22 protein-coding genes are annotated in these 25,649 nt (G+C 63.9%); 14 read left to right on the plus strand and 8 right to left on the minus strand.

Annotated features, from left to right (window positions below; genetic code table 11):
* Positions 1-90 precede the first annotated feature (90 nt).
* The 7 genes from HU218_RS09990 (at position 91) to tpx (ending at position 6,745) form a co-directional block, all read left to right on the plus strand.
* Positions 91-831, plus strand: a complete 741-nt coding sequence (locus HU218_RS09990) for a M48 family metallopeptidase (RefSeq protein ID WP_174874798.1) — start codon at positions 91-93, stop codon at positions 829-831.
* 150 nt (positions 832-981) lie between these two features.
* Positions 982-1,851: an MBL fold metallo-hydrolase gene (locus HU218_RS09995; RefSeq protein WP_174874799.1), complete on the plus strand. Its 870-nt coding sequence runs from the start codon at positions 982-984 to the stop codon at positions 1,849-1,851.
* Between the two features lie 362 nt (positions 1,852-2,213).
* Positions 2,214-3,662 carry a high affinity choline transporter 1 gene (locus tag HU218_RS10000; RefSeq protein ID WP_174874800.1) on the plus strand — a complete coding sequence of 483 codons (1,449 nt, stop codon included), beginning with the start codon at positions 2,214-2,216 and terminating at the stop codon, positions 3,660-3,662.
* A 118-nt stretch (positions 3,663-3,780) separates the two neighbouring features.
* A complete protein-coding gene (locus tag HU218_RS10005) occupies positions 3,781-4,677 on the plus strand; it encodes a DMT family transporter (protein WP_174874801.1) in 897 nt (298 codons plus the stop codon).
* Between the two features lie 12 nt (positions 4,678-4,689).
* Positions 4,690-5,763 (plus strand): histidinol-phosphate transaminase, encoded by a 1,074-nt coding sequence (gene hisC, locus HU218_RS10010; RefSeq protein WP_174874802.1) that lies wholly within the window; start codon positions 4,690-4,692, stop codon positions 5,761-5,763.
* Complete coding sequence (locus HU218_RS10015) at positions 5,760-6,149, plus strand: carboxymuconolactone decarboxylase family protein (RefSeq protein WP_174874803.1); 390 nt, start codon at positions 5,760-5,762, stop codon at positions 6,147-6,149. The genes hisC and HU218_RS10015 overlap by 4 nt, the downstream gene beginning before the upstream one ends.
* Before the next feature lie 98 nt (positions 6,150-6,247).
* Entirely contained in the window at positions 6,248-6,745 is a 498-nt protein-coding gene (gene tpx / locus HU218_RS10020) for a thiol peroxidase (RefSeq protein WP_174874804.1), read from the plus strand.
* A gap of 85 nt (positions 6,746-6,830) precedes the next feature.
* On the opposite strand, the gene HU218_RS10025 is transcribed toward tpx, so the two are convergent.
* The 3 genes from HU218_RS10025 to HU218_RS10035 all read right to left on the minus strand — a co-directional run bounded on the left by HU218_RS10025 (position 6,831) and on the right by HU218_RS10035 (position 12,088).
* Complete coding sequence (locus HU218_RS10025; protein WP_174874805.1) at positions 6,831-8,423, minus strand: methyl-accepting chemotaxis protein; 1,593 nt, start codon at positions 8,421-8,423, stop codon at positions 6,831-6,833.
* A gap of 130 nt (positions 8,424-8,553) precedes the next feature.
* Positions 8,554-11,451, minus strand: a complete 2,898-nt coding sequence (locus tag HU218_RS16920) for an HD domain-containing phosphohydrolase (RefSeq protein WP_174874806.1) — start codon at positions 11,449-11,451, stop codon at positions 8,554-8,556.
* 91 nt (positions 11,452-11,542) lie between these two features.
* Positions 11,543-12,088, minus strand: a complete 546-nt coding sequence (locus HU218_RS10035) for a gamma carbonic anhydrase family protein (RefSeq protein ID WP_174874807.1) — start codon at positions 12,086-12,088, stop codon at positions 11,543-11,545.
* 102 nt (positions 12,089-12,190) lie between these two features.
* Between HU218_RS10035 and HU218_RS10040 the strand changes: the two genes are divergently transcribed.
* The 3 genes from HU218_RS10040 to HU218_RS10050 all read left to right on the plus strand — a co-directional run bounded on the left by HU218_RS10040 (position 12,191) and on the right by HU218_RS10050 (position 16,515).
* Positions 12,191-14,233 (plus strand): M3 family metallopeptidase, encoded by a 2,043-nt coding sequence (locus tag HU218_RS10040; protein WP_174874808.1) that lies wholly within the window; start codon positions 12,191-12,193, stop codon positions 14,231-14,233.
* 203 nt (positions 14,234-14,436) lie between these two features.
* On the plus strand, positions 14,437-15,090 hold the full coding sequence (locus HU218_RS10045; RefSeq protein ID WP_174874809.1) for a hypothetical protein: 654 nt from the start codon (positions 14,437-14,439) through the stop codon (positions 15,088-15,090).
* Between the two features lie 993 nt (positions 15,091-16,083).
* Positions 16,084-16,515, plus strand: a complete 432-nt coding sequence (locus tag HU218_RS10050; RefSeq protein ID WP_174874810.1) for an SRPBCC domain-containing protein — start codon at positions 16,084-16,086, stop codon at positions 16,513-16,515.
* A 184-nt stretch (positions 16,516-16,699) separates the two neighbouring features.
* Here HU218_RS10050 and HU218_RS10055 read toward each other — a convergent pair whose 3' ends face one another.
* Both HU218_RS10055 and HU218_RS10060 read right to left on the minus strand, forming a co-directional pair.
* On the minus strand, positions 16,700-18,136 hold the full coding sequence (locus HU218_RS10055; RefSeq protein ID WP_174874811.1) for a sensor histidine kinase: 1,437 nt from the start codon (positions 18,134-18,136) through the stop codon (positions 16,700-16,702).
* Positions 18,126-18,800, minus strand: coding sequence for a response regulator (locus HU218_RS10060; protein WP_174874812.1), 675 nt, complete (start codon positions 18,798-18,800; stop codon positions 18,126-18,128). The genes HU218_RS10055 and HU218_RS10060 overlap by 11 nt, the downstream gene beginning before the upstream one ends.
* A 194-nt stretch (positions 18,801-18,994) precedes the next feature.
* Here HU218_RS10060 and HU218_RS10065 point away from each other — a divergent pair, with 194 nt between their 5' ends.
* From HU218_RS10065 to HU218_RS10075, 3 genes are all read left to right on the plus strand, one after another.
* A complete protein-coding gene (locus HU218_RS10065; protein ID WP_174874813.1) occupies positions 18,995-19,984 on the plus strand; it encodes a Bug family tripartite tricarboxylate transporter substrate binding protein in 990 nt (329 codons plus the stop codon).
* 77 nt (positions 19,985-20,061) lie between these two features.
* Positions 20,062-20,493, plus strand: coding sequence for a tripartite tricarboxylate transporter TctB family protein (locus HU218_RS10070; protein WP_174874814.1), 432 nt, complete (start codon positions 20,062-20,064; stop codon positions 20,491-20,493).
* Between the two features lie 10 nt (positions 20,494-20,503).
* Positions 20,504-22,021, plus strand: a complete 1,518-nt coding sequence (locus HU218_RS10075) for a tripartite tricarboxylate transporter permease (protein ID WP_174874815.1) — start codon at positions 20,504-20,506, stop codon at positions 22,019-22,021.
* 72 nt (positions 22,022-22,093) lie between these two features.
* Here the strand turns inward: HU218_RS10075 and HU218_RS10080 are convergent, their stop codons facing one another.
* From HU218_RS10080 to HU218_RS10090, 3 genes are all read right to left on the minus strand, one after another.
* Positions 22,094-23,488: a DUF389 domain-containing protein gene (locus HU218_RS10080; protein WP_174874816.1), complete on the minus strand. Its 1,395-nt coding sequence runs from the start codon at positions 23,486-23,488 to the stop codon at positions 22,094-22,096.
* Between the two features lie 159 nt (positions 23,489-23,647).
* Positions 23,648-24,265 carry a LysE family translocator gene (locus HU218_RS10085; RefSeq protein ID WP_174874817.1) on the minus strand — a complete coding sequence of 206 codons (618 nt, stop codon included), beginning with the start codon at positions 24,263-24,265 and terminating at the stop codon, positions 23,648-23,650.
* Between the two features lie 208 nt (positions 24,266-24,473).
* Positions 24,474-24,659, minus strand: coding sequence for a hypothetical protein (locus HU218_RS10090; protein WP_174874818.1), 186 nt, complete (start codon positions 24,657-24,659; stop codon positions 24,474-24,476).
* A 208-nt stretch (positions 24,660-24,867) separates the two neighbouring features.
* Between HU218_RS10090 and xth the strand changes: the two genes are divergently transcribed.
* A complete protein-coding gene (xth, locus tag HU218_RS10095) occupies positions 24,868-25,638 on the plus strand; it encodes an exodeoxyribonuclease III (protein ID WP_174874819.1) in 771 nt (256 codons plus the stop codon).
* Positions 25,639-25,649 lie beyond the last annotated feature (11 nt).

Here is a 25,649-nt window from a genome sequence, read left to right on the forward strand (position 1 = left end):
GTTTTGCTTGCAGGTTGCACGGCAAGTGGCGTGGACGATAAATGCTAATTGCATTATGATGCGCGACTTTCTATCGGGAATGACACAAACATGAAAAAGCTCGCAATGATTGCCGCCTTGTCCGCAGCCTTGGGTGGCCAGGCATTCGCATTCGGTATCGACTCGCTGCTGAGCGCCGGCACCGATCTGGTGAAGTCCGCCACGCTGTCCGATAGCGAGGTGCAGGCAATGGCCGCCGAATCCAGCAAGGCCATGGACCAGCAGAACAAGGTTGCCGCACCCGGCAGCGCCTATGGCAAACGCCTGGCCAAGATCGTGCAGGGCCTGACCAGCGAAGAAGGGCTGAAGCTGAACTTCAAGGTGTACCAGACGCCGGAAGTGAATGCGTTCGCGATGGCCGATGGTACCGTGCGCGTATATAGCGGCCTGCTGGACAAGATGACCGACGATGAAGTGCGCTACGTGATCGGCCACGAGATCGGCCACGTGAAACTGGGGCACTCCAAGAAAGCCATGCAGGTCGCCTATGCTTCTTCTGCCGCGCGCAAGGCGGCGGCCGGTAGCGGCAATTCGGTGGCTGCCTCGCTGTCGGAATCCGAGCTGGGTGATTTTGCCGAGCAGGTTGTGCATGCCCAGTTCTCCCAGTCGCAGGAGAGCGATGCCGACGCCTATTCGGTAGGTTTTCTGAAGCGCCACAATTACAACCAGCAGGCGGCGCCGGCGGCCTTGCGCAAGCTGGCCGCCTTGTATGGCAACGAGCGCAGCCTGCTGTCCAGCCACCCGGCGCCGGGCGACCGTGCCGACAAGGTCGAGAAGCTGATTAGCCAGTAAGGGAATTCGGCCGGGAACAAAGCTCGCGATGGCGGGCTTTTTGTTTTTATCGCGCCGTGTAAATTCGGGTTGGCCCGCTATCCGGTTGGTACAGGTGACATAGTCAAGCACTTGCTCGACAATAGGTGCATCCCCCTGCCGGAGTACATCATGCGCACCCTGACCTCATTGCTGGGCAACTCACAGAAGCTGGATGGCGGCGCCATGTTTGGCAATGCGCCGCGTGCCATGTGGGAGGGCTGGCTGCCGCCGGACGCGCAGCATCGCGTGTCGCTGGCCTGTCGCTGTCTGCTGGTCAGGGAGCCGGATGGTCGCCGCATTCTGTTGGAAACCGGCATCGGGGTGTTTTTCGAGCCCAAGCTGCGCAGCCGTTATGGCGTGCAGGAAGAAAATCACGTGCTGCTGGACGCGTTGGCCGCACAGGGGCTGAGCGATGCGGATATCGATGTGGTGGTGCTGTCGCACCTGCATTTCGATCATGCCGGCGGCTTGCTGGCGCCGTGGGATGGCGGGCCGGCCCGCTTGCTGTTTCCCAATGCCAAGTACGTGGTTGGCCGCGAGGCCTGGCAACGGGCGCTGAGTCCGCATCCGCGCGACAAGGCATCGTTCATCCCGGCGCTGCTGGAGCTGCTGGAGCACAGCGGCCGGCTGGTGCTGGTGGATGGCGAGCTGCCGCCGGCCTGCCTGCCGCCGGACTGGCGCTTCAGCGTGTCGCATGGCCATACACCGGGCATGTTGCTGGCGGAGATTCCGATGCCGGATGGCGCGGTGCTGTTTGCCGCCGACCTGATTCCCGGCGTGCCGTGGGTGCATGTGCCGATCACCATGGGTTACGACCGTAATCCGGAGCTGTTGATCGACGAAAAACGCCTGTTGCTGCAGCGGCTGGCGGCGGAGGGTGGCCGGCTGTTCTTCACGCATGATCCGCAGGTGGCCTGTGCCGATGTACTGTGGGATGGCGAGCGCCGTCGCTTCGTGACTGCCGCGCCACAAGCTGCGTTGTGCAACGCAGATCGCTAGAGTGTGGCAAATGTTTAACATATTTCACGGTTACTGAAGCCCGGTTTACGGCAAAATATCCTCTCTACCGCCCGGCGGCCCAGCCTGCTGCCGGGCGGTTTTTCATGGCAATAATCGATATGCGCAAGCCTTATCCAGTAAGGCTGTATGACATATGCCGGCAATGACCCGCACCGGGTGGGTGGCGGGTTTTGCTACCGGCAGGGTGTGTCAGCGCCGTTTTTGGTGTTTAAAAAAATGCTCGGCAAGCTGTGGCCGCTGGATATAATGGGCCGCAACAACAGCGAGCGTCCGCACAGACCATTAACGGCGCTTAGAAAAAACACATCCAAAGCTACTTAGGATTGAAGGAGACGGAAGTAATGCTTGTCTGGTTTGTTGTGCTTTATCTGGCGGTAACAGTTGGCATTGGCCTGTATGCGTCCACCCGTGTGCATAGTGCCAAGGACTTCGCTTCGGCTGGCGGCAGCATGCCGTTGCCGGTGGTCACCGCCATGGTGTTTGCGACCTGGTTCGGCTCCGAGGCGGTGCTGGGTATCCCGTCCACCTTCCTGCAGGAAGGCTTCTCCGGCATCGTCGAAGACCCGTTCGGCTCCTTCGGCTGTCTGATGCTGGTCGGCCTGCTGTTTGCCAAGCGGCTGTACCGCATGAACCTGCTCACCATCGGTGACTTCTTCCGCAACCGTTACGGCAATACCGTGGAAGGCATCATCAGTGCCGTGATCATCCTGTCCTACCTGGGCTGGATCGCCGCGCAGATGACCGCGCTGGGCGTGGTGTTCAATGTGCTGTCCGAAGGTGCCATCAGCACCACCCAGGGCACCATGCTGGGCGCGGTGATCGTGCTGTTCTACACCCTGTGCGGCGGTATGTTGTCGGTGGCGTTTACCGACTTCCTGCAGATGTCGGTGATTGTCGGCGGCCTGATCTACCTGGTGTATCTGGTGTCCGGCATGGCCGGCGGCTTTGACGTGGTGGTGGCCAAGGCCGCCAGCGAGAACAAGCTGACTTTCATCCACGATACCAGCCCGAAAGGCATCGTCGCCTTCATCGCTGCCGCGCTGACCATGATGCTGGGCTCGATTCCGCAGCAGGACGTGTACCAGCGCGTGATGTCGGCCAAGAACGAGAAAGTGGCGGTACAGGGCTCGGTACTGGGGGCCTTCATGTACCTGACCTTCTGCATGCTGCCGATTTTCCTCGCCACCGCCGCTTCGCTGATCGATCCGAAGATGGTGGCGACCGAGATGGGCATCGACCCGCAGATGGTGCTGCCGCGCCTGATCCTGGACAAGACGCCGCTGTTCGCGCAGATCATGTTCTTCGGCGCGCTGCTGTCCGCCATCATGTCCACCGCCTCCGGCACGCTGATGGCGCCGTCGGTGACCTTCGTGGAAAACGTGCTCAAGCACTTCATGCCGAAGATGAGCGACCGCCAGTTCGTGCGCATCCTGCGCTTCACCATTCTGGTGGCTGCAGTCTCTACCACCGCCTTTGCGCTGATGTCGGATGCCAGCATCTACGAGATGGTGGGTAACGCCTACCAGATCACGCTGGTGGCCGCGGTGGTGCCGCTGTTTGCCGGCCTGTTCTGGAAGAAGGCCACCACCCAGGGCGCGCTGGTGTCGATGGTGCTGGGTACCGTTACCTGGGTCGCCCGGTCCATCAGCTATACCGACGATGCGTTCTGGCCGCCGCAACTGGCCGGCCTGCTGATGGCGCTGCTGGGCATGCTGATCGGCACGCTGGCACCGCAGTGGGTGCCGCACAGTAGCCAAACTGAAGCCAAACTGCAGACCCAGGGCGCCTGAGTCTGCCGGCAGGTAACAAGCAAACCGGGGCCATGCCCCCGGTTTTGTTTTGGCCGGAACACAGTGTTGCCGGTCACAGGCTTGTAAGCGGGGCCGCTGGCATGGCATGGTTTGCTGTATGACGACTCAATCCAACCGCTTTGCCTACCTGTTATTGACGCTGACGGCGCTGTTCTGGTCCGGCAACTTTGTGCTGGCGCGCGCCATGCATGCCAGCGTGGCGCCGATGACGCTTTCCTTCGCCCGCTGGGGCATCGCGCTGTTATTGCTGCTGCCGTTCGGCGCCGCGCCGGCCTGGCGCCAGCGCGCGCTGTGGCTGCCGTACTGGCGGCGGCTGCTGTGTCTGGGCATCCTGGGGGTGACCGGCTTCAACTCGCTGGTGTACTGGGGCCTGCAATACACCGCCGCCACCAATGGCGTGCTGCTCAATTCCTTTATCCCGATCCTGATCGTGCTGTTCGGTGCGCTGTTTTTCGGCATGCGCATCAGTAGCCGGCAGATGCTGGCGGTCGCGGTATCGTTTATCGGCGTGCTGCTGATCGTGGCGCATGGCGACTGGCAGCGGTTGGCCGCACTGGATATCAACCGCGGCGACGCGGTGCTGTTCCTCGCCATGGTGGCGTGGGCGCTGTATACCCTGCTGCTGCGGCCACTGCCGGCGACGCTGGACCGCATCGGCCTGCTGACCATCCTGATCGCCATCGGCCTCACCGGCATCGCGCCGCTGTTTGCCGCCGAACTGCTGTCCGGGCGCACCACGCCGCTGACCGCCGGCACGCTGGCCACCTTCGCCTACGTCGGCACGCTGCCGTCGGTGGCCGCTTACTATTGCTACAACCTGGGGGTGTCCAGGGTGGGGGCGGCGCGCGCCGGCATGTTCATCCACCTGATGCCGATGTTCGGCGCACTGCTGTCGATGCTGTTCCTCGGCGAGGTACTGCACCTGTACCATCTGGCGGGCATCGCGCTGATCCTGAGCGGCGTGTTCCTTGCCACCCGTACCCCGCAACGCTGAGAGAATCGCCGCATGAGCCGTTTCTGGAGCCGTACCGTACACACGCTGACCCCCTATGTGCCGGGCGAGCAGCCGCGCATCAGCCAGCTGGTCAAACTCAATACCAACGAGAACCCGTATCCGCCGTCACCCAGGGTGCAGGCGGCGATTGCTGCGGCCAACGTGGACAGCCTGCGGCTGTATCCGGACCCGGAATCCAGCGCGCTGCGCGACTGCATTGCCGGCTACTACGGCGTGCAGGCCGGGCAGGTATTCGTCGGCAACGGCTCGGACGAGGTGCTGGCGCTGGTGTTCCAGGCGCTGCTGCAGCATGACGCGCCGCTGCTGTTTCCGGACATCAGCTACAGCTTCTATCCGGTGTACTGCCAGCTGTACGGCATCGACTACCGCACCGTGCCGCTGGATGCCGAGTTCGCCATCGATCCGGCTGACTACCGCCAGCCGTGCGGCGGCATCATCTTTCCCAACCCCAACGCCCCCACCGGCCGCCTGCTGCCGCGCGCGGCCATCGAAACCCTGCTGCAACAGCATCCGGATACGGTCGTGGTGGTGGACGAGGCCTATGTCGATTTTGGCGGCGACAGCATGATTCCGCTGGTCGATCGCTACCCGAACCTGCTGGTGGTGCAGACGCTGTCCAAGTCGCGCTCGCTGGCCGGCTTGCGCGTCGGGCTGGCGATCGGCCATGCCGAGCTGATCGATGGCCTGCAACGGGTGAAGAACAGCTTCAATTCCTACCCGCTGGACCGCCTGGCCCAGGCCGGCGCGCAGGCCGCGTTCGAGGACGAGGCTTACTTTCGGGCCTGCCGCGAGCAGGTGATTGCCAGCCGCGAGGCGCTGGTGGCCGGGCTGGCCGCGCTGGGCTTCGCGGTGTTGCCGTCGGCGGCCAACTTCGTGTTCGCCCGCCATCCGGCGCATGACGCGGCCACGTTGGCCGCACGTTTGCGCGAGCGCGCCATCCTGGTACGCCATTTCAAACAGCCGCGTATCGAGCAGTTCCTGCGCATCAGCATCGGCACCGAGGCGGAATGCCGGCTGCTGCTGGCGGCGCTGACCGAGATTGTTGCCGATGGAGCCAAAGCATGAGTGAACAGGACAAACAGGCCGGCCTGGCGCGCCGCACCGAGGTAATGGGCGAGGCGTTTGCCAGCCGCGCGATGAGCAATCTGGACGGCTTTTCGCGCCCGCTGCAGGACTGGCTCAACGAGCACGCCTGGGGCAGCACCTGGCAGCGCGACGGCATCGACCTGAAAACCCGCAGCCTGCTGACCTGCGCCATGCTGGCGGCGCTGGGGCGCAGCCACGAGCTGAAAGGCCATGTGCGCGGCGCCATCAACAATGGCGCCAGCCTGGTGGAAATCCGCGAGACGTTGCTGCACTGCGCGGTGTATGCCGGCGCACCGGCGGCGGTGGAAGCCTTCCGCGCCGCGCGCGAAGTGCTGGCCGAGCTGGGCCTCAGCCTGCCGGACTGAGCCGCTTGCGGCCAACCCTGCAGGGCGCAGGGTTGAATTTCTGCCATCATGCGCCAAACTGCAGCCTCTCCCTCCTCCTCCAGACAAAGGACACAACCATGGCAAGCGTTACCCTGCGCGGCAATCCAGTAGAAGTTGCCGGCAACCTGCCGGCCGTCGGCAGCCAGGCTCCGGCACTCACCCTGACTTCCGGCGACCTGGCCGATGTCGGCCTGAGCGCTTTTGCCGGCAAGAAGAAGATTCTCAACATCTTCCCGTCGGTCGATACCCCGACCTGCGCTACCTCGGTGCGCAAGTTCAACGAAAAAGCCGCCAGCCGCGACGGCGTGGTGGTGCTGTGCATTTCCGCCGACCTGCCGTTCGCGCAGAAGCGCTTCTGCGGCGCCGAAGGCATCGAAGGCGTGGCCAACCTGTCCACCTTCCGCAACCCGGCCTTCGCCGAAGCCTGGGGCGTGAAGCTGGCTTCCGGCCCGCTGGCCGGCCTGACTGCCCGCGCGGTAGTGGTGCTGGACGAGAACGACAAGGTGCTGCACAGCGAGCTGGTGGCCGAAATCGGCAGCGAGCCGAACTACGACGCTGCGCTGGCCGTGCTGTAATTCGCCGGCAGCGCACTGCGGCCAACCTTGGCCGCAAATAAAAAGGCTCCCCGCGGGGAGCCTTTTTTCATGTGTGCCGGCGGCGTCAGGCGGCCTGCTGGCCGGTGCGGAACCAGCCCAGATCACGGTTAAGCTGCTGCGAGGCATCGGTCAGTTGTTCCATCGCCGGCGCCAGCTGCTGCATGCCGCCGAAAATCTCGCTGGCCAGTTCCGAGACCTGCTGGCCGTGCTGCAGGATGTTCTGGCTGGCGCTGGTCTGCTCGCCGCTGGCTTCGGCAATGCCTTGCAGCACGCGGTGGATGGCGGCCATGGCGCCATCGACACCCTGCAGCGCATGGCTCAGCGTTTCCTGCGCGCTGGTGCTCTGGTCGCTGGCGGCGCGGGCGGTATCCATGGTGCCGGATAGCGCGGCGGTGGCGCTTTCCACCCGCAGCAGGGTATCGAAAATGCGGGCGGTGGCATCGGCGGTGCGCTCCGACAGCTTGCGCACCTCGTCGGCCACCACGGCAAAGCCGCGGCCCTGTTCGCCGGCGCGGGCAGCCTCGATGGCGGCATTCAGCGCCAGCAGATTGGTCTGTTCGGCCACGTCGCGGATCAGGGTGCTGATCTGGGCGATGTCGCTGATCGAGGTCTTCAGCTGCTCGGTTTCGTTCACCGCGCCGCGGATGCGTTGCGACAGCGCCTGCAGCGTTTCGGCGGTGTCGTCGGCCAGCTGGCGGGCGTGGCGGGTGCGCTCGTTGGCCTGGTCGCTGTCGGCCAGCGCCTGGCCGATGTGGCGATTGATGCCGTCCGAGGTGCCGGCGATGCTCTGCGCCGACAGCCGGCTCTGTTCGCTCTGCTCGGCCTGCTGGCGGGTAATGCCGATCACGCGGCTGGTCAGCGCCAGCGCCTGATGCGCCTCGTGCGCACTGCTGGCGGCATTGCTGCTGACCGCGTGCAGCAGCTCGGCCAGCTTGTCCAGAAAGCGGTTGATGTGGCCGGCGGCCTGCGACAGTTCGTCATGGCCATGCTGCGGCAGGCGCGCGGACAGATCGCCGTCGCCCAGCCGGTCGGCGGCGCGCTGCATGGCGGCAATCTGCGCTTTCAGCCGCTGGGCGAGCAGTACCTGCGACAGCACCACCACCATGCTGGCCAGCAGCAGCGGGCCCAGCAGCCACAGCCCCAGCTGCAGCATGCGCTGCTGCATGTCGTGTTCCGACTGCAGTAGTTGCTGGCTTTCCGCCTGCAGCCGCTGGTCGATCTGCGCCACCAGCGGCACGATGTTCATGTTGTAGGCCTGTTCCGGAATCGACAGCGCGTCTTCCGGCGCGGTCTCGGCAATCTTCAGCGCCGATTGCAGATTGCGGCGGAACTCCTGCCAGTGTTTGCCGATGCTGCTGCTGAAGGTCTTGGCTTCGTCGGCGGGCAGGCTGTCGGCGATGGCCGGCAGCAATTGGCCGACCCGGACGTTTACCGCCTGCAGCTTGGCGGCGGTTTCCGGCAGCAGCGGGTCGGCACGCGACAGCGACAAGACTTCGGCTTTCAGGGTTTGCAGATCGGACGAGCGCTGCTGCTGCTGGTTGTAGCTGCCAAACTCGCTGCGCAGTGCCAGCCATTGCTGGCCACTGCTCAGGACGACTGCCAGCAGGCAGGCGAGGGTGAGCGCGACGGTAAGCCACAGGCGTTTTACGAGGGTCATGACTGCGTTCCTTCATCAAGTGGCCGCAGTTTATGTAACTTTCATTACATCGCCATGACACTGCCCGGCCCGCGGCCGGCGCAGCGGGGGTGCGCCGGCCTTAGCCGAGGCTAAGAGATACAGGTGACCGTTATGTGACGGCGGGTGCCGTTCGCACCGGCGGATAGTGCTGGATGTCCAGCTGTTGCGGCAGCAGGAAGCGCGTGCCGTAGTCGCGCCACACGCCACTGTCGAGGAACAGCGCAAACAGCTCGGGGTCGAGGTGGCCTTCCGCCGCCATGCGCTGCATGATGTCCAGCGCCTCGGACATCGGCTTGGCCGGCTTGTACGGCCGGTCGGCGGCGGTCAGCGCCTCGAACACGTCGGCAATCGCCATGATGCGTGCCGGGATGCTCATCTGCGCGCCGGTGAGGCCGCGCGGATAGCCGTTGCCGTCCATGCGCTCGTGGTGGCCGCTGGCGATTTCCGGCACGTTCTGCAGGTGGGACGGGAACGGCAGCGCATCCAGCATGCGGATGGTTTCGACGATGTGCTCGTTGATCTTGTAGCGTTCTTCCTCGGTCAGCGTGCCGCGGCGGATAGTGAGGTTGTGCAGCTCGCCCTTGTTGTACAGCCATTCCGGCGTGCGCAGGGTAAAACCCCACGGATTGTCTGCGGCCAACCTTTCCTGCGGCGGGCGATGGAACAGATGTTCCGGCTTGTCGGCAAGCAGCCGTTCCTCGACCGGCAGTTGCGGCTGCGGCACGGCCGCCAGCCGTTCCAGCTCCAGCGGCCCCAGCCCCAGCCGGTCGTCCAGCGTGCGCTGCCAGCGCAGGTTCGCTACCGTGCGCAAGCGCTGCAGGTCTTCGTCGCGCATGAATTCGCCGCCCTGGTTGCAGCGGGCGACAAAGGCAAAGTCGTCGTCCAGTTGTGCCTGGGTGGCATCGCGCAACGCCGCCAGCTGCTGCGGATCGCCGCCTTCGGCCATGCCTTGCCAGTAGCGGATGTCGGCATCGCGCTTCAGCACCTCGAAGCGGGTACGGATCTCGTGGATGCGGTCGTGGATGGTCTCCAGCTTGGTGGCCTTGTCCACCACGTATTCCGGTGTCGTCACCTTGCCGCAGTCGTGCAGCCAGCTGGCGATATACAGCGCCTCGCGCCCGGCGGCATCCAGCCGGAAGCCGGCAAACGCCGCGGCCTCGCTTTGGTGGGCGGCCTCGGCCAGTGCCTGGGCGATGGCCGGCACGCGCTGGCAGTGGCCGCCGGTATACGGCGACTTGGCATCGATGGCGCCGGCCACCAGCTCCACCAGCCCGTTCATCAGTTGCTGCAGCTCGCCGGCCAGCCGGCGGTTGTCGATGGCGATGGCGGCAAAACTCACCAGCGCCTGCAGGTAGTTGAGGCGGTGCGCCTGGCCGGGGTTGGCCGCAGCTGCATCGCAGCCCAGTACCAGCAGTCCCAGCGGCTGGTGCGATTCCAGTTGCAGCGGCAGCAGTACCAGCTGCTGCACCTCGTCGCCGCCCAGCGCCTGCAGCGCGGCCGGCAAGTCGGGATGCGCACTTGGCAGCGTCAGGCTTTCTGCCGTGCCAAGCTGCAGCCCGGCCAGCAGCGGGTGCCGGATGTCGAGGGCGGCGGGGGTGAAGGTCTTGCCGTGGCGGTCGACGCCGTGGCTGGCTTGCAGGGCGCCATTTTCCACCAGCCACAGCGCGCCGCTGGCGGCCGGCAGCGCGTGCATGGCGGCATCCAGCACCATCTGCAGCAACGGCGTCAGCGCGTTTTCCGCCACGATCTGCCGGCTCAGGCCGATGAAGTCGCGGATGGTGCCTTTCATCGCCTCGGAGGCCGCCATCAGCTCGTTCAGTTCGCGCACGCTGCTGCTGGGCGGCGGCTCATCGCTAAAGTCCATATGGCGGATGCGCTCGGCGGCCGCCACCAGCCGGTAGATCGGCTTGCTCAACAGCCGTGACAGCAGCCAGCCCAGCGGCAGCATCAGCAGCAACAGCAATAACGGAATCCACAGCGCCTGCGCGGCGATGTGCTGGCCGTCGGCAAACAGGTCGCGCTCCGGCATCAGCACCAGCAGGCTGGTGCTGTCGTGCTGCCCCGGCAGCAGGTCGCTGAGCGAGACATGCCAGCGTTCGCCCTGCCACTCGAAGGCGGCCGGCGGCGGCTGATCCTTGCGCCAGACGCGCCCCAGCGCCGCCAGCAATGGCGACGGCGCCTTGGACAGCTCGGTGGGCATCAGCGTGTTTTCCGGCAGGTCGGAGCCGAGCAGCAGCTGCTGGCCGGCCCCCAGCAGCGCCATGCTGCTGCGCGCGCTGGGGCGGTTCTGCTGCATGACTGCGGTCAGAGTGGGCAGGCGGATGTCCACGCCGGTAATCGCCGAGTCATCCGGACTCTGGTAGGCGTAGGTAATGCCGGCCTGGCCGGTGGTGGCAAAGCGGTACGGCTCGGTACTCACCGGCTGCGACTGGCCATCGGCCAGCCGGTACCACGGCCGCTCGCGCGGGTCGTAGCGCAGCAGGCGCGCTTGCGGCGCGCTGGCCGCTTGCAGCTCGTCGTCCAGAAAGCGCAGCGACTGCAGCGACTGGCCATCCGGCTGCTGGCTGACCAGCTGCACTACCCAGCGCGCAGCGGCGCCGGCATGGGGAAAGGCACGTCTGGCGGCATCGTCCAGCCGCCGCACCAGGAAGAAATCGCCGTTGGGATAGCCCAGATATACCGCCTGCAGGGCCGGATAGATGCGCATCGCCGACACCAGGGTGCCGATATACGCTTCGCGTTCCTGCTGGCTGTAGGTCTGCGCCGCGCCGGACTGCGCGATCAGCGCGGTGGTGGCCATCGCCTGGGCGCCGTATTCACCGATCTTGCTGGCCAGCTGCGCCGCGGTGGCACGGAACAGGCTGTTCTGCGCCGCCAGCTGTTGCTGCTGCAAGGCACGCTGGTAGAAGAAGCCCACCGTCAGCGCGGTGAGCACCACCAGCGCGGAAATCAGCAGGGTCAGCAACAGTTGCAGCGAACTACCGGGTTGTTTACTGGCAGCAGGCATGACAAGGCCTTTGCGGCGAATGGCGGATCAGACCATTCTAAGTCAATGTCATCGCCGGCTGGCAACACAACTGCGGCGTGGCAGCAAGTATTTACTCCGCCAGGCTGGCTTTGTGTTTTTCCATCACTTTTACGTAGTGTTCGGCGGAGTACTTGAAGTAAGCCAGCTCGCCTTCGGTCAGCGGCCGTACCTGTTTTACCGGATTGCCCAGGTACAGGTAGCCGGATGCCAGCCGCTTGTTCGGCGGCACCAGGCTGCCGGCGCCGATCAGCACGCGGTCTTCGATGATAGCGCGATCGAGGATGATGCTACCGATGCCGATCAGCACCTCGTTGCCGATGGTGCAGCCGTGCAGCGTGACGTGGTGGCCGATGGTGACATCGCGGCCGATCGTGAGCGGCGCGCCCTGCGGATCGCTTTCCTTGCGGTGGCTGACGTGCAGCATGGCAAAATCCTGCACATTGCTGCCCTCGCCGATGCTGATGCTGTTGACGTCGCCGCGCACCACCGCGCACGGCCACACCGACACGTTGGCCGCCAGCTGCACCTCGCCGATCACCACCGCGGCCGGGTCGATATAGCAGGAAGCGTCGATCTGCGGCCGGTGGCCGTCATAACTGCGGATATTGCGATTCACCGAGTTGTCCTTATCTTGAAGAGATTGCGCGGTAGTGATGATACCTGCCGCGCCCGCTTGCCACATCGTCCGCGTAACCCGCGGCTGCCACAGGAAACCGCCATGAGCCAGACCAACCCGTTGCTCGACTTTACCGACCTGCCGCGTTTCGACGCCATCAAGCCGGAACACATCACCCCGGCACTGGACGTGCTGCTGGCCGAGGCGCGCGCCGCCATCGATGCCGTGATCAAGCAGGGCGGCGACAGCTGGGAGACGGTGTCCGAGCCGCTGTCCGACGCCACCGAGAAACTCGGCCGCGCCTGGGGCGTGGTCGGCCACCTCAACGGCGTGGTCGGCAATACCGAAGGCCTGCGCGATGCCTACAACGCCGAGATTCCGCGCATCTCCGCCTTCTTCACCGAGCTGGGGCAGAACCTCGACCTGTTCGCCCGCTTCAAGGCGGTAGCGGCCAACCCGGCATTTGCCGGCGCCAGCGCCGCGCGCAAGAAAGTGATCGAAAACGACCTGCGCGACTTCCGCCTGTCCGGCGCCGAGCTGCCGGATGCGCAGAAGGCGCGCTTTGCCGAGTTGTCCAGCCGTCTGGCCGAGCTGTCCAACCAGTTCTCGCAGCACGTGATGGACGCCACCGACGGCTTCAGCCTGTATATCGACGACGTGGCCGAACTGGCCGGCATTCCGCAAGACACGCTGGCGATGTACGCGGCACTGGCCGAGGCCGACGGCCAGCCGGGCAAATACAAACTGGGGCTGCAGTTCCCGCTGCTGTTCCCGGTGCTGCAATACGCCGACAACCGCGCGTTGCGCGAGAAACTCTATGAGGCCAACGCCAAGCGCGCCTCCGAGTTCGGCCCCGCCGAGCAGGACAATACCCCGTTGATCCGCGAAAAACTCCAGCTGGCCGCCGAAGAAGCGCAGCTGCTGGGCTTTGCCAACTACGCCGAGCTGTCGCTGTACACCAAGATGGCGGAAACCCCGCAGCAGGTCATCGACTTCCTGCGCGATCTGGCGCAGCGCGCCAAACCGTACGCGCTGCAGGACCGCGCCGAGCTGGAAGCCTTCGCCCGCGACGAGCTGGGCCTCGCCGAGCTGCAGGCCTGGGACATCAGCTACGCCGCCGAGAAACTGCGCGTGGCACGCTACGCCTTCTCCGAGCATGAAGTCAAACAGTACTTCCCCGAGCCCAAGGTGCTGGCCGGCCTGTTCGGCGTGGTGGGCAAGCTGTACGGCGTGCGCTTTGCCGAGCGCAGCGTTGCCACCTGGCATCCGGACGTGCGCTTCTTCGAAATCTATCAGGGCGACACCCTGCTCGGCGGCTTCTACCTCGACCTGTACGCCCGTGACGGCAAGCGCCCGGGCGCCTGGATGGACGACGTGCGCGGCCGCCGCCTGAAAAACGGCGCGGTGCAGACCCCGGTCGCCTACCTAGTGTGCAACTTCAGCCGTCCGGTGGGCGACAAGCCGGCCTACTTCACCCACGACGAAGTCATCACCCTGTTCCACGAATGCGGCCACGGCCTGCACCACCTGCTCACCCGCGTCGACGAACTGGGCGTGGCCGGCATCAGCGGCGTGGAATGGGATGCGGTGGAACTGCCGAGCCAGTTCATGGAGAACTTCTGCTGGGAATGGGACGTGCTGCAGGGCATGACCGCCCACACCGACAGCGGCCAGCCGCTGCCGCGTGAGCTGTACGACAAGATGATCGCCGCCAAGAACTTCCAGTCCGGCATGCAGATGGTGCGCCAGCTGGAGTTCTCGCTGTTCGACATGCTGCTCTACACCGCGGCCAACCCCGGCAGCCTAGACTGGCTGGCGCTGCTGGAACAGGTGCGCGACGAAGTGGCGGTCAACCGCCCGCCGGCCTACAACCGCTTTCCCAACAGCTTCAGCCACATCTTCGGCGGCGGCTACGCCGCCGGCTACTACAGCTACAAGTGGGCGGAAGTGCTATCCGCCGATGCCTACGCGGCGTTTGAGGAAGCCGGCGGTGCCAACCCGGTGGTGGGGCAGCAGTTCTGGGACGAGATCCTGGCGGTGGGCGGTTCGCGTCCGGCGCTGGAATCGTTCCGTGCCTTCCGCGGCCGCGACCCGCAGATCGATGCGCTGTTGCGGCACAGCGGGATGAGCGAGCCGGCGGCGTGAGTGCCGGTTAGCGGGTGAGGGCGGCTGAGGTTGGCCGTGGTTAACAGTGGCAGGCCACATGGCTTGCCATTTTTTATGTTATTAGGGTAACGTGTGCTGCGTTATCAAGTTGCGGCCTACGCTATACATTGCAATTTTATGTTGGATATTATGTATGGGGTATAGAGCGCATTTTACGGATAAATTTTCTGTGGGGAATAATTTTGGAAACAATAGCTGGTTATAAAATTAAAAACAAAAGAGGTCTGGGTCATTGGGATGCATTGCTTGAAGAGTGGTTTTTGTCTATTGAAAGATATAGCAGAATTACGGATGGTGGTGCTCCATATTGGTTCAACGAACGCGCCAATGTTGGTGTTCTTGCTGCATCGGCTTGGCGTTGCGGTAGGATTGCACTTGAAGAGTTTCAATATGAAAAAGTTGATGTTTCTAATAGTGAGGATACTGATGAGGAAGCAATTAAGAAATGGAATGGAAGGTGCGATCTGTGGATGCGTGGTGATCGCATAGAAGAAATTGTGGAAGCAAAGTTTAAATGGCTAAATTTATGTTCTGATAAAACAAATGAAAATGCATTGACCTGTTTGGATCAGGCAGTAAAAGATGCGGCAAATACCAAAGGGCATGATGAAATTAGGGCAGTTGGTGTGGCGTTTTTGCCAGTCTATGCCAAGGTGGATAAGGTTGGTGATATTGAGTCACTCGAGGTTTTGATTTCTGATAAAGTGGCTAGCATTTCTAAACAGTCAGTTGACTTGGTTGCTTGGTGTTTCCCATTTAGAGTAAGGAAAAGTGTTAGTGAAAAATATAGAAATTATTTGCCGGGAGTTATTTTGTTGGCAAGTGCTGTAAAGTAATTTCTTTATTGTTTGGTTGTGGTTTTTTTGTGGTTGCACATTTTGTAATGTAGGGTTTTTGTTAATTGCATTGGATTAATTTCATTAATTGATAATTAACGTTTTGACAGTAGATTTTTAGTAGGCTAACGCTAGTTTGCGGCCAACGTTGTTTTGGGATGTTGTCTCCGCTGCGCGGTGGATGTTTGCAGTCGCCGGTTTCGCCCGGCGGACGAGGAAGGGGGCGGCCGCCGCCCCCTTTCCAATCCCCGGCTCTCCCGACGGCTGCTCGAAACCCCGTGCCAAACGGCACGCCCCGGGCGCCGCTGATTCGCCGCTTGCTAACGGCGCGCGGCTCAGGCAGCGGCTTAAACCCCGTGGCGCACCGTTTCGCCCGGCTCGCGCCAACGGGAAGGGGCGCGTCGCTGAGGTTCTATGGCTTGCCAGGTTGGCCGCATGCTGTCGTTTGTTGGTGGCAAGTGTTCATCGCCTGACGTATCAAAAAGTTGGCCGCAAGCCGTCTCGGGTTCGCGGCCAACGTGTTTTCTGGGGTTGCAGTCTGTGGCGTCGATGATCCTGCTTACAAGGTTGGCCGCATCACACGCTTTCAATCTTGCGGCCAACGTTGTGAGGCGCCCAACTGCCCCATTGGGCCGCGCCGGTCAAAAAGGCGTTCGCCAGGTTTTAAGGCGGCAGCTGAGCCGTTTGCCGTTAGCAAACGGCGAATTGCCGACGCCTGGCGAATGACTTTTTTGGACGGGGTTTCGCGGCACGCTGGGGCGAGCGGTCTGCGTGCGAATCTTTGATTCGCTCAGCGATGGCGAGGGGGCGGCGGCACGCCCCCTGGCCCGTGCGCCGGGCGGAACCGGCGACCTTAAACAGCATCCGCGCAGCGGATACAAAGCCTGCTAACCCGCATCGCGAAACCCGCCCAACGGTTGGCCGCAGCGCCCTGCTATAACGGAACCTCCACCACCCATCCCGCCGGCATGACGCCGGCGACGCGAGGACAGAATGAGCACCACTTTCCGTAGCAGCCGCCAGTTTGCCGCCACTCCGGCCCAGGTATTTGCCGCCATCAGCGATGCCGAGCGCATTGCGCGCTGGTGGGGGCCGGCGGGGTTCAGCAACCGCATCGCCGAATTCGACTTCCGTCCGGGCGGGCGCTGGCTGTTCGACATGATCGGGCCGGACGGCACGGTATATGCCAATGAATCGGTGTTCGTGACCATCGAGCCGGATCGGCTGCTGCTGTTGCGGCACCTGTGTCAGCCGCATTTCCAGCTCAGCATCACGCTGCAGGCTGCGGGGGACGGCTGTGAGCTGTTATGGGAGCAGACGCTGGATGACGATGCGCAGGCGGAGGCGTTGCGGGCGATCATCGAGCCGGCCAACCAGCAGAATCTGGACCGGCTGGCGGCGGAGCTGGCGCGCGCTGCGAGTTGACTATTTTTTCGGCAACGCGGAACCAATCGCCGCCAAAGTGTTCACATCCTTGTTGCGTGTCGCAATGCTTCAAGGCAGCAAGCGAACTTGAATAGCCCCCGCCAGTGCGGGGGTCTTTTTTTGTCCGCGCGATGGCGGCAGCTTGCGGCCAACCTGGTCGCGGCCAGCCACGTTGGCCGCCGCGTCAGGCGCGAAAGGCCAGTTGCACCAGCAGGCCGCCCAGCTGCGGGCCGTCGTGCAGGCTGATGTCGATGTCCTGCAGGCGGCAGATGTCGCGCACGATGGCAAGGCCAAGGCCGCTGCCGCCGGGGGCGGCGTCCGGCAGCTGGTGGAAGCGCTCGAAGACTTGCTCGCGCTGCGCCGGCGCAATGCCGGGACCGCTGTCCTCGATCTCGAAAATGCAGCCGTGGCCGCTGCCGGCGGCGGCGTCGTACAGCCGCAGGGTGATGATGCCGCCGCCGGGGGTGTGGCGCAGCGCGTTGTCCAGCAGGTTGCGCAGTACTTCCTCGATCAGCATCTGTTGGCCGCGGATCGGCGCGTTCTGGTCGCGGCAGCGGTTTTCCAGCCCCAGGTCGATGTCCTTGTGGCGCGCCTCGGCCAGCCGGCTCATCACCAGCTGCTCGATGCAGTCCAGCAGCGCAAATTCCGGCTGCGGCCGGCCGCGCTGCGGCTGGTGGCTGCCGGAGTCCATCTTGGCCAGCAGCAGCAGCTGGTTGGTGAGCCGGGTGGTGCGCTTGAGCATCTGCTTCTGCTCCTGCAGGCTTTCGCGCATCACCGCCGGGCTGCCGTCGCGCAGCGCGTGCTCGGCCTGGGTGGTCATCACCGCCAGCGGGGTGCGCAGCTGGTGCGAGGCATCGGCGGCAAAGCGCTGGTAGCGCATCAGCAGCTGTGCCAGCCGGCGGCGGTACTGGTTGATGGCATCGACCAGCGGCAGCAGCTCGTTATAGGTGTTCTCCACATTGATGTCGCTGAAGTCGGCCGGATCGCGGCGGCTGACTTCTTCGCCCAGTTTGCGGATCGGCCGCAGGATGCGGTACATGGCGACGCCGACCACCGCCAGCGCGAACAGCACCAGCACGCCCTGGCCCCACAGCGTGTAGCTGAGGATGTGGTGGGCGATGAAGCGCCGCGCCTCGGTGGTTTCGGCCACTTCGATGCGCACCATGCCCTGCAGGCCGTCTTCGTCCACCGGCTTGAAGAAGGTGGCCAGGCGGATGGGGTGGCCGCGGTAATGGTCGTTGTTGAAGTGCACCAGCGCCGGGTACAGGTCGGTACGCGGCGTGTCCGGCGGCATCGCCGGCAGGTCGGCGTAGCCGGCCAGAAATCGGCCGTCCAGTCCGGTGACGCGGTAGAACATCTGGCCGCGGTTGTCGTATTCGAAGTTGTCCAGCGCGATATACGGCACGGTGACGTGCAGGCGGCCATCCTGCACGGTGACTTTCTCACCGATGCTGCGCGCCGAGGCCAGCAGGGTACGGTCGTAGGCCAGCGTGGCGGCGGCGTTGCTGATCTGGTAGGCGACGATGGTGTTGATCACCCACAGCAGCAGCAGGGGCAGCAGCAGCCAGCGGACGAATTTGCTCAGCAGGCTGCGGCGCTGGAACAGCTGCTCAAGCGCCATCGCGCTGTTCCAGCAGGTAGCCCAGGCCGCGCAGGGTGGTGATGCTGACGTTGCTGCCGTCCAGCTTCTTGCGCAGGCGGTGGATGTAGACCTCGATCGCTTCCGGGTTGGCGTCGTCGTCCAGGGTGAATACCTGGTTGAACAAGCGCTCGCGGTTCAGCGGCTGGCCCTTGCGGCGGATCAGTACGTCCAGCACCGCGTGCTCGCGCCGCGTCAGTTGCAGCAGTTTGCCGCCCAGCTCGAAAAACTGTTCCTGCTTGTTGTAGCGCAGCTCGCCGCATTGCAGCCAGGTGTGCTCGTGTCCCTGGTGGCGGCGCAGCAGCGCCCGCATCCGCGCTTCCAGTTCGTCCAGCTCGAACGGCTTCACCAGGTAGTCGTCGGCGCCCATTTCCAGCCCCTTGACCTTGTCGCTGACCTCGCCGCGCGCGGTGAGCACCAGCACCGGCAGCGTCTGGTGCCGGGCGCGCAGCCGCTGCAGGATGCTGGCGCCATCCATGCGCGGCAGGTTCATGTCGAGGATGGCCAGATCGTAGGCGACAGTCTGCAGGGCGTTGTCGGCGTCGATGCCGTCGCCGATGGTGTCGACGACATAGCCGGAGGCGGTGAGGGCGCGGCTCAGCCAGTGGGCCAGTTCCGGCTGATCTTCGATCAGGATGATACGCATGTGTGTGTTTTGGTCTTTTCTGGGTTGCTTGCGGCGATTGAAAGGTTGCTGAAAGTGCTTGTGATTAAGATCGCGTCCAGATCACGGAGAGTGATTCGCCAACTGCGGATAAGAGTTGCGCCATGGCACCAGCGTGTCAATAGGCCGGCCACCGCGGTATTTCCAGCGTTTCAAGATAATGAGGAGAGTACATCATGACGACATTCCGTCGCCTTGCCCTGCTGGGTACCACCAGCGCCCTGTTGCTGACTGCCGCTTCCGCTTTCGCTGAGCCGCCGCGTCCGGAGTGCATTGCACCGGCCAAGCCGGGCGGTGGTTTCGACCTGACCTGTAAGCTGGCGCAATCCGCGCTGATGGACACCAAGCTGCTGGAAAACCCGATGCGCGTCACCTACATGCCGGGTGGTATCGGCGCCGTGGCCTACAACACCATCGTGGCCCAGCGTCCGGCTGACGAGAATGCCATCGTTGCCTTCTCCGGCGGCTCGCTGCTGAACCTGGCCCAGGGCAAGTTCGGCAAGTACAACGTAAACGATGTGCGCTGGCTGGCTGCCGTCGGCGCCGACTACGGCATGATCTCGGTACGCGCCGATTCGCCGTACAAGACCCTGAAAGACCTGGCCGCAGCACTGAAGGCCGACCCGACCAAAGTGGTGTTCGGTGCCGGTGGTACCGTGGGCAGCCAGGACTGGATGAAGACCGCGCTGATCGCCAAGCAGGCCGGCGTGGCACCGCAGCAGATGCGCTACGTGGCGTTTGAAGGCGGTGGCGAAGTGACTACCGCGCTGCTGGGTGGCCACATTCAGGCCGCCTCCGGCGACATCAGCGAAGCCGTACCGATGCTGGAAGCCGGCAAGATCCGCATCCTGGCGGTGCTGGCCGACAAGCGTCTGCCGGGCGACCTGGGCAAGGTACCGACTGCCAAGGAGCAGGGCTACGACGTGGTATGGCCGATCATCCGCGGCTTCTACGTTGGCCCGAAAGTCAGCAACGAGCAGTACGCATTCTGGGAACAGGCTTTCAAGAAAGCCATGGCTACCCCGGAATTCGCCAAGCTGCGTGACAGCCGCGACCTGTTCCCGTTCAGCATGACCGGCTCCTCGCTGGATGCCTACGTCAAGCGTCAGGTACGTGAATACCAGAAAGTGGCCGCCGAGTTCGGTCTGGTAAACCAGGCTAACTAAGCAGGCCAGCCAGGCTTGTACCACCAGGCGCCCGTCCGGGCGTCTGGTTCTCTCCCCTGTTTGAAAAAGGCTGCATTATGAGCGACCGCATTTTTGCTGCCGTCTGGCTAGTGGTTTGTCTGCTGCTGATGGTGGTGGGCTGGGGAATCCAGTCCGAATTCTCATACGAGCCGGTGGGGCCGCGTGCCTATCCGATGTTGTTGTTGGGCCTGATGCTGGCCTGTTCCCTGGCGATGGCGCTGCGCCCGGGCGAGAAGGCCGACTGGCCGGAAAAGCCGGTGCTGATCCGTATCGTACTGATGATTCTGGCGCTGCTGGTGTATGCCTTGCTGTTCGAACCGCTGGGTTTCGCGCTGGCTACCGCGCTGATGTCGGTCGCTATCGGCCGCCTGTTTGAAGGCAAATGGCTGCACTGCGTCGTGGGTGGTGCCGGTCTGGGCTTTGGCCTGTTCTACTTCTTTGACCGTCTGCTGGATGTACCGCTGCCAGCCGGTCTGATCTTCGGTTAAGAGGCCCGTCATGGAGACTTTTGCTCAGTTGGGCGCCGGCTTTGCCGTTGCTTTGCGTGTTGATAACCTGATTGTTGCGCTGTTGGGTTCCTTCATCGGTACCGTGGTCGGCATGCTGCCGGGCCTGGGCCCGATCAATGGCGTGGCCATCCTGCTGCCGCTGGCGTTTGCCCTCAAGCTGCCGCCGGAAACCGCGCTGATCCTGTTGGCCGCGGTCTACATGGGCTGCGAATACGGTGGCCGCATTTCTTCCATTCTGCTGAACGTGCCGGGCGATGCCGGCGCGATCATGACCGCGCTGGACGGTAACCCGATGGCCAAGAATGGCCAGGCGGGCGTGGCGCTGTCGATCTCGGCATGGGCGTCGTTCGTCGGCTCCACCGTGGCGATCCTCGGCCTGATCCTGTTTGCGCCGCTGCTGGCCAACTGGTCGCTGGCATTCGGTCCGGCGGAGTATTTCGCGCTGATGGTGTTTGCCTTCGCCTGTCTGGCGGGCATGGTCGGCGACAAGCCGCTCAAGACCGTGCTGGCGGCGCTGATCGGCCTGTTCATGGCGGTGGTGGGCGTGGATGCCAACTCCGGCGTGTACCGCTTTACCTTTGACAGCATCCATCTGTCGGACGGCATCCAGTTCATCTCGGTGGTGATCGGCTTCTTCTCGGTCAGCGAGATCCTGCTGATGCTGGAAAACACCCATCGCGGCGGCAAGCTGGTCAAACAGACCGGGCGCCTGATTTTCAACCTGAAGGAATTCATGTCGACGCTGGGTACGGTAATGCGCTCGTCGATCATGGGCTTCTTCATCGGGGTGTTGCCGGGTGCCGGCGCCACCGTGGCCAGCGCGATGGCGTACATGACCACCAAGCGCATGCATGACAAGGAAGGCACTTTCGGCAAGGGCGACATCCGCGGTGTGGCAGCGCCGGAAGCGGCCAACAATGCCTCGGCCTGCGGTTCCTTCGTGCCGATGCTGACGCTGGGTATCCCGGGCTCCGGTACCACCGCGGTGATGGTGGGTGCGCTGTCGCTGTACAACATCACCCCGGGTCCGATGCTGTTCACCCAGCAACCGGAAATCGTGTGGGGCCTGATTGCGGCGCTGCTGCTGGCCAACATCATGCTGCTGGTGATGAACATCCCGCTGGTGGGCGTGTTCTCGCGCATGCTGTCGCTGCCTAACTTCCTGCTGGTGCCGGGCATTGCCGCCGTCAGCACCGTGGGCGTCTACGCCGTGCATGCCACCTCGTTCGATCTGGTGCTGATGGTGGTGCTGGGGGTGTTTGGCTACATGCTGCGCAAGATGCACTTCCCGATGTCGTCGCTGATCCTCGGCTTCGTGCTGGGCGAGATGCTGGAGCAGAACCTGCGCCGCGCGCTGTCGATCTCCAACGGCGAGCTGAGCATCCTGTTCAACAGCCCGATTACCGGTGGCCTGTGGCTGATGGCCATCGCCATGGTGACCGTGCCGCCGCTGCTGCGCCGTCGTCGCCGCAAGCAGGCACTGGCTGCACAAGCCGCCCAGGTTTGATTGTTTCTCAGTAGTACTCTCTTTGACCACGCCCGCCGGCGTGGTCTTTTTTTTTGCGGCCAACCTTGCCGCTCAGCCGCGCTTGCCGAGCACGATGACCTGCTGCGAGTCGAAGCGCGCCATCAGCCAGTGGCGGATGCGGTCGACAGTGTCGCGGTTCAGCGCGCGGCGGGTTTCCACATACACGATCAGCACCTCCGGCGGCTGGCCGCTGCCGGCGCTGGCGTCAGGGCGGCCGTCGTGGCCGGAGGTCAGGTAGACCTGGCGGAATTCCGGATACTGCGCCAGCAGCTCCTTGCGCAGCTGGGCAAACTCCGCCTGCCGCGCCGCGTTCTTGTCGGCCAGCTGCTGCTGGTGTTGCTGTTGTTGCGCCAGCTGCTGTTCCAGCTGCTGGATGCGGCTGTTCTTCGCCTCCAGCAACTGCAGGCTGTTGCGGTACAGGTCCTGCTGCAGCTGCGACTTGAGCTGGTTGAGATCGGCGCCGTTGTCCTGCTGGAAGGTGCGGATCTGCAGCTGGGCATCCTGCAGCCGGAAGCGCCCCAGCTGCGCCTGCAGCCGTTCGATCTGCGCCTTGTCGCCGCTCTTGCCGGCCACCACCAGCGTGATGCGGCGCTGGCCGGCATCAATGTCCTTCTGGATCAGCAGCAGGTCTTTCTCGCTGTGGCTGATGGCGCTCAGGTAGGCGCTGGCCTCGGTCTTGAACAGCTCGTTGCGCACCAGCTGCACCGCCAGATAGACGCTGGGCACCAGGGTGATGATCAGCGCGCTGGAGATCAGGATGCGCGCCTTGCGCTGCGAGGCCGGGCTGGCAAAGCTCATGCGCGGCAGGCGCATCAGGCGGGTAAAGAACAGTGCCGACAGCGCGATGTACACCGCATTGATGGTGAACAGGTAGAAGGCGCCGAAGAAAAACGCCGGCTGGGCAGTGGCGATGCCGTAGCCGGCGGTACACAGCGGCGGCATCAGCGCGGTGGCGATGGCCACCCCCGGAATCACGTTGCCCCATTCGCGGCGGGTGACGCCGATGATGCCGGCCATGCCGCCGAACAGCGCGATCAGCACATCCCACAGCGTCGGTGCGGTGCGCGCCAGCAGCTCGGATTGCGCCTGGGTCAGCGGCGTCAGCAGGAAATACAGCGTCGAAGTCAGCAGGCTCAGCAGCACGAACACACCCAGCGTGCGCGCCGAGCGGCGGATCAGCTCGAAATTGTCGACCCCGGCGCCGTAGCCGATGCCCATAATCGGCCCCATCAGCGGCGAGATCAGCATCGCGCCGATAATCACCGCGGTGGAATTGACGTTCAGACCGATGGAGGCCACGAAGATGGCGAACATCAGAATCCACAGATTGGTACCGCGGATATGGATGCCCTGGGTGATGCTGTTCTCGATCTCCTCCGCGGTGTCCATATCGCTGCGCAGATCGAACAATTTGTTTAATTCATACAGGAACAGGCGTTTTCGCATGGTGGGTCGCTGGCCGTGAGCAGGGAGGTTGGCACGGCGCCGCGCGGCACCGCCCATTGCAGTGTATACGCTGATCGCCATGGCATGGCGGGCATAAAAAAAGCCGCGGGCGGGCCGCGGCAAGTGGGAGCAAACGCCTGACCGGCAGGCGAACAACAATCAGCGCTGTACGCTGGCCAGCATCAGGCCGGCGATGACGAACAGCCCGGCGCTGGTGCGCGAGAAGCGCTTGAGACGTTGGCCGTGTGCCAGCCAGCTGCCGAGGCGGCCCCCGGCGGCGGCCAGAGCCACTGCGATCACCAGATCGGCCACCACCCAGGTGGCGGCCATGGTCAGGTATTGCGGCCACAGCTCGCGGCTCGGGTCGAGAAAGCGCGGCAGCAGCGCGGAGAAGAACACGGTGTCTTCCGGGTTGCTCACCGCCAGCAGGAAGGCCGGACGGAAGCCGCTCCACAGCTTGCTGGCAGGGCCGGCCTGCTCGCCGCCCAAGGCAAACGGCTTGCGCCACAGGGTGATGCCCAGCCACACCAGGTAGCCGGCACCCAGCAGCTTCACTACATTGAAGGCGGCGGGCGAGGCGAACAGCAGCGCGGTGATGCCCAGCGCCGACAGCGCCATCAGCAGCAGCGCGCCGGCGGAAAAGCCCAGCGCATTGGGAATGCCGCCCCGGGCGCCGTGTTGCGCGCCGTGCGACAGGGTCAGCAGCGGGCCGGGGCCGGGCGCCGCCATCAGCAATACGATGGTGCCGAGATACAAAATCCAGTTACTGAACAACATGGTGCAAGTCCTTGGCGCCACGGCAAGACGCCGTGAACGCGGTTTCCTGCCCGTCCGCGGCAATGGCGCGGGGGCGGCCAACAGCGGAGGGCATGGTTGTGCCCGGGTGCGGCAGCGTTTGGCCGCAGGCACGCTCAGGCGAAGGGACCGGGCGCGCGGGTCGCGGCTCGGGCTTTAGTCAACAGGGGGAAACGGGCAGGAAACGACGCTAACGCGGCGGTTTGGACTGCAGGTCAGGCTGGGCGGCCGGATGCACGCGATGGGCTTGCGGCTTGGCGCTGGAGCGGACGGAGAAATTGACAGTCAGCGGGGCGAGGCGACGCTGATTGGGGTGCTTGGTAGGGCACTCGTTGAGTACCTGGTTGGCCGGGTGGCGCGAGTTGCGAGAGAACAATTGGGACTTCCGGTTACGACGATGCAGCCATTCTAGGGGGCCGGCAGCACCGTTGGCAAGTTTTGTGTTTATTTTGTTAGACGCGATTGCGCGATAACTGGCTGATTTTTGGCATGTGCGGCGCGCGTGGTGTTTGGAATATTAGCCGCGTTGTCAGTGCGCGCCGGCCGCGCTAAGGTGTCGCCCTGCAATCAAACCGGAGCCCGCCATGCAACTTGCCACCTGGAACGTCAACTCGCTGAAAGTGCGCCTGCCGCACGTGCTGCAGTGGCTGGCGGAAAACCCCGTCGACGTGCTGTGCCTGCAGGAGCTGAAGCTGGACCAGCCGGCGTTCCCGCTGGCCGAGATCGAGGCCGCCGGCTACCAGGCAGCGTGGCTGGGGCAGAAGACCTATAACGGTGTCGCCATTCTGGTGAAGAACGGTCGCAATATGGCCGATGTGGTCACCGGCATTCCCGGCTACGACGACGAGCAGCGCCGGGTGATCGCCGCCACCGTGGACGGCGTGCGGGTGATCTGTGCCTACTTCGTCAATGGCGAGGCGGTGGATTCGCCCAAGTACCAGTACAAGCTGGAGTGGTTGTCCCAGCTGGAACGCTATGTTGCCGCCGAGTTGGCCGCACATTCCGACTTTGCCTTGCTGGGCGACTACAACATCGCGCCGGAAGACATCGATGTCTACGACCCGGAAGGCTGGCACGAGCAGGTGCTGTGTACCACGCCGGAGCGCGAGTCGTTCCGCCGCCTGATCGGTATGGGGCTCACCGACAGCTTCCGCCACTTCAATCAGGAGCCGAAGATGTACAGCTGGTGGGATTACCGCGCCATGATGTTCCGCCGCAATATGGGCGTACGCATCGACCACATCCTGATTACCGACAGCCTGAAAGCACGCGCCAGCGGCTGCGTTATCGACAAGGCGCCGCGCAAGTGGGAGCGCCCGTCCGACCACACCCCGGTCGTGCTGACCCTGAACTGAAGCAAGGAGCC

Source organism: Vogesella oryzae, from assembly GCF_902829295.1.
GTDB classification, from domain to species: Bacteria; Pseudomonadota; Gammaproteobacteria; order Burkholderiales; family Chromobacteriaceae; genus Vogesella; species Vogesella oryzae.

Bases quoted from the DNA above. Each gene is read 5' to 3' on its own strand.
- HU218_RS09990 (WP_174874798.1), top strand. From the start codon at position 91: ATGAAAAAGCTCGCAATGATTGCCGCCTTGTCCGCAGCCTTGGGTGGC.
- HU218_RS09995 (WP_174874799.1), top strand. From the start codon at position 982: ATGCGCACCCTGACCTCATTGCTGGGCAACTCACAGAAGCTGGATGGC.
- HU218_RS10000 (WP_174874800.1), top strand. From the start codon at position 2,214: ATGCTTGTCTGGTTTGTTGTGCTTTATCTGGCGGTAACAGTTGGCATT.
- HU218_RS10005 (WP_174874801.1), top strand. From the start codon at position 3,781: ATGACGACTCAATCCAACCGCTTTGCCTACCTGTTATTGACGCTGACG.
- hisC (WP_174874802.1), top strand. From the start codon at position 4,690: ATGAGCCGTTTCTGGAGCCGTACCGTACACACGCTGACCCCCTATGTG.
- HU218_RS10015 (WP_174874803.1), top strand. From the start codon at position 5,760: ATGAGTGAACAGGACAAACAGGCCGGCCTGGCGCGCCGCACCGAGGTA.
- tpx (WP_174874804.1), top strand. From the start codon at position 6,248: ATGGCAAGCGTTACCCTGCGCGGCAATCCAGTAGAAGTTGCCGGCAAC.
- HU218_RS10025 (WP_174874805.1), bottom strand. From the start codon at position 8,423: ATGACCCTCGTAAAACGCCTGTGGCTTACCGTCGCGCTCACCCTCGCC.
- HU218_RS16920 (WP_174874806.1), bottom strand. From the start codon at position 11,451: ATGCCTGCTGCCAGTAAACAACCCGGTAGTTCGCTGCAACTGTTGCTG.
- HU218_RS10040 (WP_174874808.1), top strand. From the start codon at position 12,191: ATGAGCCAGACCAACCCGTTGCTCGACTTTACCGACCTGCCGCGTTTC.
- HU218_RS10050 (WP_174874810.1), top strand. From the start codon at position 16,084: ATGAGCACCACTTTCCGTAGCAGCCGCCAGTTTGCCGCCACTCCGGCC.
- HU218_RS10055 (WP_174874811.1), bottom strand. From the start codon at position 18,136: ATGGCGCTTGAGCAGCTGTTCCAGCGCCGCAGCCTGCTGAGCAAATTC.
- HU218_RS10060 (WP_174874812.1), bottom strand. From the start codon at position 18,800: ATGCGTATCATCCTGATCGAAGATCAGCCGGAACTGGCCCACTGGCTG.
- HU218_RS10065 (WP_174874813.1), top strand. From the start codon at position 18,995: ATGACGACATTCCGTCGCCTTGCCCTGCTGGGTACCACCAGCGCCCTG.
- HU218_RS10070 (WP_174874814.1), top strand. From the start codon at position 20,062: ATGAGCGACCGCATTTTTGCTGCCGTCTGGCTAGTGGTTTGTCTGCTG.
- HU218_RS10075 (WP_174874815.1), top strand. From the start codon at position 20,504: ATGGAGACTTTTGCTCAGTTGGGCGCCGGCTTTGCCGTTGCTTTGCGT.
- HU218_RS10080 (WP_174874816.1), bottom strand. From the start codon at position 23,488: ATGCGAAAACGCCTGTTCCTGTATGAATTAAACAAATTGTTCGATCTG.
- HU218_RS10085 (WP_174874817.1), bottom strand. From the start codon at position 24,265: ATGTTGTTCAGTAACTGGATTTTGTATCTCGGCACCATCGTATTGCTG.
- xth (WP_174874819.1), top strand. From the start codon at position 24,868: ATGCAACTTGCCACCTGGAACGTCAACTCGCTGAAAGTGCGCCTGCCG.